At 55.3% G+C, this 7,109-nt stretch carries 4 protein-coding genes and 4 pseudogenes; 2 read left to right on the top strand and 6 right to left on the bottom strand.

The features are described 5' to 3' along the window. Together ACTBDU_RS15460 and ssb1 are read right to left on the bottom strand one after the other, a co-directional pair. The coding region (locus ACTBDU_RS15460; RefSeq protein WP_438807088.1) for a transposase at positions 1–233 on the bottom strand (233 nt) is incomplete at its 3' end. Between the two features lie 141 nt (positions 234–374). Beyond that, a complete protein-coding gene (gene ssb1 / locus ACTBDU_RS15455) occupies positions 375–905 on the bottom strand; it encodes a single-stranded DNA-binding protein SSB1 (protein WP_438807087.1) in 531 nt (176 codons plus the stop codon). Between the two features lie 244 nt (positions 906–1,149). Here ssb1 and uvrA point away from each other — a divergent pair, with 244 nt between their 5' ends. After that, the gene (gene uvrA / locus ACTBDU_RS15450; protein WP_438807086.1) at positions 1,150–3,993 is read left to right on the top strand and encodes an excinuclease ABC subunit UvrA; all 2,844 of its coding nucleotides are present in this window, start codon (positions 1,150–1,152) and stop codon (positions 3,991–3,993) included. 253 nt (positions 3,994–4,246) lie between these two features. Here the strand turns inward: uvrA and ACTBDU_RS15445 are convergent. The 4 genes and pseudogenes from ACTBDU_RS15445 to ACTBDU_RS15430 form a co-directional block, all read right to left on the bottom strand. Further along, positions 4,247–4,643: pseudogene (locus ACTBDU_RS15445) on the bottom strand (MmcQ/YjbR family DNA-binding protein). Positions 4,644–4,646: 3 nt separating this feature from the next. Continuing rightward, positions 4,647–5,063, bottom strand: a complete 417-nt coding sequence (locus ACTBDU_RS15440) for a secondary thiamine-phosphate synthase enzyme YjbQ (RefSeq protein WP_438807085.1) — start codon at positions 5,061–5,063, stop codon at positions 4,647–4,649. A 74-nt stretch (positions 5,064–5,137) separates the two neighbouring features. After that, positions 5,138–6,229: pseudogene (locus ACTBDU_RS15435) on the bottom strand (aromatic amino acid transaminase). 222 nt (positions 6,230–6,451) lie between these two features. After that, positions 6,452–6,651: pseudogene (locus ACTBDU_RS15430) on the bottom strand (DnaB-like helicase C-terminal domain-containing protein); the annotation flags it as partial. A 69-nt stretch (positions 6,652–6,720) separates the two neighbouring features. Between ACTBDU_RS15430 and ACTBDU_RS15425 the strand changes: the two are divergent. Then, positions 6,721–7,109, top strand: a pseudogene (locus tag ACTBDU_RS15425) (transposase); the annotation flags it as partial.

The following is a 7,109-nucleotide window of genomic DNA, read 5'->3' as shown; positions in this document are numbered from 1 at the left end:
TCAATGCGTTGTACCTTCTTCTTGAGCTCACGTATTTCGATTTGTTCCGGGGTTATAGGAGAGGCTTTTGGTGTTTTCCCCTGTCGCTCATCACGCAGTTGTTTTACCCATTTCGTCATCGTAGAAATGCCGACGTCCATGGCTTTTGCTGCTGGCGCGGCGGTGTAATTTTGCTCGACAACCAGTTGAGCGGATTCGCGTTTGAATTCAGGACTAAAATTTCTTCTTTTCATTGGTACACCCGTGTTGTTCTGAGGTGAGCATATCACCTCTGTTCAGGTGGCCAAATTCAGTGTGTCACTACAGTAAAAAAAATCTTCTGATCATAGGAGGTTTTTTCCGCGCAGCTTTGACAAGGTCGTCTAAGGTTAACCTCAGAACGGAATATCGTCGTCAAAGTCCATCGGCGGCTCATTGCTGGGCGTCGGAACGCTGTTCTGCGCGGGGCGCGACGACGCCGGTGCATTACCGCCGCCGAACTGCGCATTATTCCCCTGCGGCTGCTGAGGCTGGCCCCAGCCGCTCTGCTGGCCGCCGCTGGCCGCCGCGCCGCCCTGACGGCCCCCGAGCATTTGCATGGTGCCGCCCACATTGACCACAACTTCGGTGGTATAGCGATCCTGACCGCTCTGGTCCTGCCACTTGCGGGTCTGCAGCGATCCCTCGATATACACCTGGGAGCCTTTACGCAGATATTCGCCCGCCACTTCGGCCAATTTGCCAAACAGCACCACGCGGTGCCATTCCGTTTTCTCCTTGGTCTCGCCGGTCTGCTTGTCGCGCCAGCTCTCCGAGGTGGCCAGCGTAATGTTGGCTACCGCACCACCATTAGGCATATGGCGGACTTCCGGATCCTGGCCCAGGTTTCCGACTAGAATCACTTTATTAACGCCTCTACTGGCCATGGGGGTCTCCTGATAAGATGAATGACTAAGTTTAATCGCTCAAGTTTACCATTGCCAACGCTTAAAAAACATGTTTTGAAACTTGGACTGTCCATCAAGAAAGCTTGTGAAGCAGAATTATTTGTTACAATCAATACTGGATGTTCATTCAGCTTTTTTTATGCCATAATTGACCGTTTCGCGCCGCAGCGGTTTTGTCAATCGCGCAGGCCACCCTCGTTCATCCGGTGTTGGGATTAGTTGAATGGATAAGATTGGAGTTCGTGGTGCTCGTACCCATAACCTGAAAAACATCAGCCTGGTAATACCCCGCGATAAATTGATAGTCATTAGCGGCCTATCAGGCTCCGGAAAATCATCGCTGGCGTTCGATACCCTCTATGCCGAGGGCCAGCGTCGCTATGTTGAATCGCTTTCCGCCTATGCCCGGCAGTTTCTGTCGTTGATGGAAAAACCGGATGTGGATCATATCGAAGGGCTGTCGCCCGCCATTTCGATAGAACAAAAATCCACCTCCCATAATCCGCGTTCAACGGTGGGAACGATAACCGAAATCCACGATTATCTTCGTCTTCTGTTCGCTCGCGTCGGCGAGCCGCGCTGCCCGGATCATGATGTGCCGCTGGCGGCGCAGACCGTTAGCCAGATGGTAGACAATGTGCTGTCGCAGCCGGAGGGCAAGCGGCTTATGCTGCTGGCGCCCATTGTTAAAAAGCGCAAAGGGGAGCACAACAAAACGCTGGAAAACCTGGCGGCGCAGGGCTATATCCGGGCGCGTATCGACGGGGAAGTCTGCGATCTGTCGGATCCGCCGAAACTTGAGCTGCAAAAAAAGCATACCATCGAAGTAGTTGTCGATCGTTTCAAAGTGCGCGGGGATCTTGCGCAACGCCTGGCGGAATCCTTTGAAACCATTCTCGGCCTCTCGGGCGGTACCGCGGTGATGGCGGATATGGATGACGAGAAAGCGGAAGAGTTGCTGTTTTCTGCCAACTTTGCCTGCCCCATTTGCGACTACAGTATGCCCGAGCTGGAGCCTCGGCTTTTTTCCTTTAACAATCCGGCCGGCGCCTGCCCCACCTGCGACGGCCTCGGCGTGCAGCAGTACTTCGATCCCGACCGGGTGTTGCAAAATCAGGATATATCCCTCGCCGGCGGCGCCATTCGCGGTTGGGATCGCCGTAATTTCTACTATTTCCAAATGCTGCGCTCGCTGGCCGAGCACTATAAATTCGACGTCGCAGCGCCGTTCCACGTGCTGAGTCCGACGGTGCAGCAAAAAATTCTGTTCGGGTCCGGCAAGGAAAATATTAAATTCAAGTATATTAACGATCGCGGCGACACCTCGGTGCGCCGTCATCCGTTTGAAGGAGTTCTGCCGAACATGGAGCGCCGCTATAAGGAAACCGAATCCTTCGCGGTGCGCGAAGAGCTGGCCAAATATATCAGCAACCGTCCCTGCGCCCATTGCGGCGGCACACGTCTTCGGCGTGAAGCCCGCCACGTCTTCGTGGAGCACTCCACCCTGCCGGAGATTTCTGAAATGGGCATCGGCCACGCGCTGTCGTTTTTCGACGACATGAAACTGAGCGGTCAGCGCGCCAAGATTGCGGAAAAAGTGCTCAAAGAGATCCGCGACCGGCTCAAATTTTTGGTCAACGTCGGGCTGAATTACCTCTCCTTGTCCCGCTCGGCGGAAACCTTGTCCGGCGGCGAGGCGCAGCGTATCCGTTTAGCCAGCCAGATAGGCGCCGGTCTGGTCGGGGTCATGTATGTGCTGGATGAGCCGTCCATTGGTTTGCACCAGCGCGATAACGAGCGGTTGCTGGAAACGCTAATACATTTGCGCGATTTGGGCAATACGGTCATCATGGTAGAGCATGACGAAGATGCCATCCGCGCCGCCGATCATATTATCGATATCGGTCCGGGCGCCGGCGTCCACGGCGGTGAGGTAGTAGCCGAAGGCACCGCCGAGGAAATCATGGCCCACCCGGCGTCGCTCACCGGCCAGTTTCTCAGCGGCAAGCAGGAAATCGCCATCCCGCAGACGCGTATTCCGGCGGACCCTACCCGGGTGTTAAAGCTGGTCGGCGCGCGCGGTAATAATCTCAAGGACGTGACGCTGACCCTGCCGGTGGGGCTGTTTACCTGCATCACCGGCGTTTCCGGCTCGGGCAAATCCACGCTGATCAACGACACACTCTTCCCGGTGGCGCAGCGCCAGCTTAATGGCGCCACCACTACCGAAGTGGCGCCCTATCGCGAAGTTCAGGGCCTGGAGCATTTCGATAAGGTCATCGATATCGACCAGAGTCCGATCGGCCGGACGCCGCGCTCTAATCCCGCGACTTACACCGGCGTTTTTACGCCGGTACGCGAGCTGTTCGCTGACGTACCGGAATCCCGCGCCCGCGGTTATACACCGGGCCGTTTTAGCTTCAACCTACGCGGCGGACGCTGCGAGGCTTGTCAGGGCGATGGCGTCATCAAGGTGGAAATGCATTTTTTGCCGGATATCTATGTCCCCTGCGATCACTGTAAGGGGCAACGCTATAGTCGTGAAACGCTGGAAGTGAAATATAAAGGAAAGAATATCCATCAGGTGCTGGAGATGACCATCGAGGAAGCGCGCGAGTTTTTCGACGCCGTTCCCGCCCTGGCGCGTAAGCTGCAAACGCTGATAGATGTCGGACTGTCCTACATCCGTTTGGGCCAGTCCGCTACCACGCTGTCCGGGGGAGAGGCGCAGCGGGTGAAACTGGCGCGCGAGCTGTCCAAACGCGGCACCGGGCAAACGCTGTATATCCTCGACGAACCGACGACCGGTCTACATTTCGCCGATATCCAGCAATTGCTGGCGGTGCTACATCAGCTGCGGGATCAGGGCAATACTATCGTGGTTATTGAGCATAATCTGGATGTCATCAAAACCGCGGATTGGATCGTCGATCTCGGCCCGGAAGGCGGTAACGGCGGCGGCGAAATCCTGGTCGCCGGCACGCCGGAAACGGTAGCGGCCTGCAAAGCCTCCCATACCGCGCGCTTCCTGCGGCCGATCCTGGAACGAGCGCTGCAAAAAGCATAGGCAAGCTGGCGAGTCAGAGTGCAGCCCGCATCGGGGGGGCACCTCTTTTTAACGGTTGACGTTCGCGGCCGCACTGCTGATCTGCCCGCGCACTTTATGGCGAGACGCTGCGGGCACTCGCCAGCCTTATCGGCACTGATGTGCCTCCAAACACTGGCGCGACTCCGGCATGTCGCTGCCAGACCATCACTCACCGCTCGGCACCTGGGGCGCCATCGCGCGCCTGAATGCCCCTGCCGTCAGACGCCGCGCCTCAGATATTCAGCGTCTGACGCGTCGCTTCCGGCAGACCGCCCATTGCACATTGCACATTGCACATTGCACATTGCACATTGCACATTGCACATTGCCAGGAAGCGTCTACCAATTGATACAGCTGGGAATCGGGAATATCCCCATCGAGAAACAACGTGCCTTCAATGAGCTTTATTCAGCCGTTTGCCCGGTACCGCCGCAGCGAACGCGCTGCGTAATACCTCAGCCATTTCGGCGCTGCTTTTCAATGACACCACCGGTCTGCCGTCTACGGTGTGGGTCATGGCAAACATCACCGCCCCGACTTTTACCTGGTTAGCCTGTCACTCTTGACGAACGCTCTGCACAGCGCCCGGTTTTGTCATGCAGTAGCTCAATAGCGTCGATTGGTCCATGAATTATTCCCCCTGCAAAGTGGCGACGATACGGCGGCCGCAGACGCGGTTACGATGTTCGCCCAGCCAAATGCCTTGCCAGGTGCCCAACAACAGCGTGCCATGCCCCACGGGCAATAACAGTGAGCTGCCAAGCAGAGAAGATTTGATATGCGCCGGCATATCATCCGCCCCTTCATCATCGTGCAGATAGGGGGCCGATTCCGGGACCTGACGTAAAAAATGGTTTTCCATATCGGTTCTGACGATGGGATCGCAATTTTCATTGCGCGTCAAAGATGCGGAGGTATGCTGCAGCAATAAATGCAGCAGCCCGGTGCGGACTGCGCTTAGCGACGTCAGTTGGGAAACGATTTTATCCGTGACCAAATGAAAGCCGCGCGGTCGGGCTCTCAGGGTCAGGGTCTGTTGGTGCCACATAATCCTGCTCCTTTGTTGATCACTTAGTATAGTGGGAACGCGGGAACAGGTGAAAACCGGTCACGGTAGGGCGATTACTGCACTGCCGCGAAGGCCTCGGCCACTTTAGCGACATTGGCGGTATTCAGGCCGGCCAGACACATCCGGCCACTGTCAATCAAATACACGCCGAAGGTATCGCGCAAATCCGCCACCTGTGCCGGGCTGAGACCGGTGTAGCTGAACATGCCGTGCTTGACTCAGGAGATAATCGAATTGATGGTCCTGCAGCGCGCCTTTAATGCCGCCACCAGGCTCTGGCGCATTGCCGCGACTTCCTCACGCCACAGGGCATTCAACGCCGGTTCGTTCAGGATTTGCGCCACAACCTGAGCGCCAACGTTTGGCGGACTGGAATAGTTGCGGCGCACGGTCGCCTTCAGCTGACCCAACACCCGCTCGGCTTTGCCCGTGCTATCGCAGACCATTGATAGCTCGCCCACACTTTCGCTGTAAAGGGAGAAAACCTTCGAGAAAGAATGGCTTACTAGGCAAGGCAGGCCCAGTCGCGCCATTTCACGCACCGCAAAGGCGTCTTCCTCCAGCCCGTCGCCAAACCCCTAATAGGCGATGTCCAGAAAGGGGATGAGCTGCCTTTCAGCCACCACCGCGATAATCTGCTCCTATTCGGAACGCGTCAGGTCCGAGCCGGTCGGATTATGGCAACACGGATGCAGCAACACAATGCTGCGCGGCGGCAATTGCTGGAAACAGGCCAGCATTGCGCTAAAGTTAACGCCCAGCTTCTCACCATCGAAATAAGGGTACCGGTTCACTTGGAATCCGGCGCCGGAAAAAATCGCCACATGGTTTTCCCAGGTCGGGTCGCTGACCTAGACTTGCGAATTTGGAAAATAACATTTGAGAAAATCCGCCCCGACTTTCAACGCCCCTGACCCGCCCACGGTCTGAATCGTGGCGATACGCGACGCATTGCGCATCGGATGATCTTCACCGAACAGCAACGCCTGGGTGGCGCTGCGGTAGGTTGGCGAGCCTTCCATCGGCAGATAGGACGACGAGCTTGACGTCGCCCGGGCGAGCAGCATGGCTTGCGCCTCGGCGACGGCCTGCAGTTGAGGGATGATCGCCTGTTCGTTATAATAGAGGCCGATGCTTAAATTGATCCTGTCAGGTCACGGACCCTGTTTATAGGTTTCCATCAGCGTAAGGATGGGATCTCCCGCATAAGCATCAACATTTCCGAACACAGTGCAGCTCTCCTGGATTTACAGGTGCAAAAGTGCACACACCAATCACAATATCAAATAAAGAGATTTGAAGGGCTAATAAGTTAATAAAAAGCGTCAAAATTGGAGCGCGATAGGAAAATCGCGCGCCGGGCGCAATCACTTATCGTCATATTGCGGACCCGCATAATTGTCGAATCGTGACCACTGTCCGTTGAAGGTCAGCCGCACAGTGCCAATGAGGCCGTTTTGCTGCTTGCCGAGAATATAATTTCAGCGATACCTTCCATGTCGCTATTCTCGTGATAAACCTCATCACGGTAGATAAACATAATCAGATCGGCGTCCTGCTCGATTGTAGTGGCACACTGAATTTGGCCACCTGAACAGAGGTGATATGCTCACCTCAGAACAACACGGGTGCACCAATGAAAAGAAGAAATTTTAGTCCTGAATTCAAACGCGAATCCGCTCAACTGGTTATCGACCAAAATTACACCGCCGCGCAAGCAGCAAAAGCCATGGGCATCGGTTTTTCTACGATGACGAAATGGCTAAAACAACTGCGTGATGAGCGACAGGGGAAAACGCCAAAAGCCTCTCCCATAACCCCGGAACAAATTGAAATACGTGAGCTCAAGAAGAAGGTACAACGCATTGAAATGGAAAACGAAATATTAAAAAAGGCTCCAGCGCTCTTGATGTCAGACTCCCTGAACAGTTCTTGTTAATCGGGAAACTCAGAGCGCATTATCCTGTGGCCACACTCTGCCAGGTGTTCAAGGTTCATCGCAGCAGTTACAAATACTGGAAAAGT

This window comes from Sodalis sp. (in: enterobacteria) (assembly GCF_051710625.1).
Lineage (GTDB): Bacteria > Pseudomonadota > Gammaproteobacteria > Enterobacterales > Enterobacteriaceae > JBPESN01.
Note: the sequence above shows the minus strand (reverse complement) of the source record. Positions and strands in the feature narration are given on the sequence as shown.

Bases quoted from the DNA above. Each gene is read 5' to 3' on its own strand.
- uvrA (WP_438807086.1), top strand. From the start codon at position 1,150: ATGGATAAGATTGGAGTTCGTGGTGCTCGTACCCATAACCTGAAAAAC.
- ACTBDU_RS15440 (WP_438807085.1), bottom strand. From the start codon at position 5,063: ATGTGGCACCAACAGACCCTGACCCTGAGAGCCCGACCGCGCGGCTTT.
- ssb1 (WP_438807087.1), bottom strand. From the start codon at position 905: ATGGCCAGTAGAGGCGTTAATAAAGTGATTCTAGTCGGAAACCTGGGC.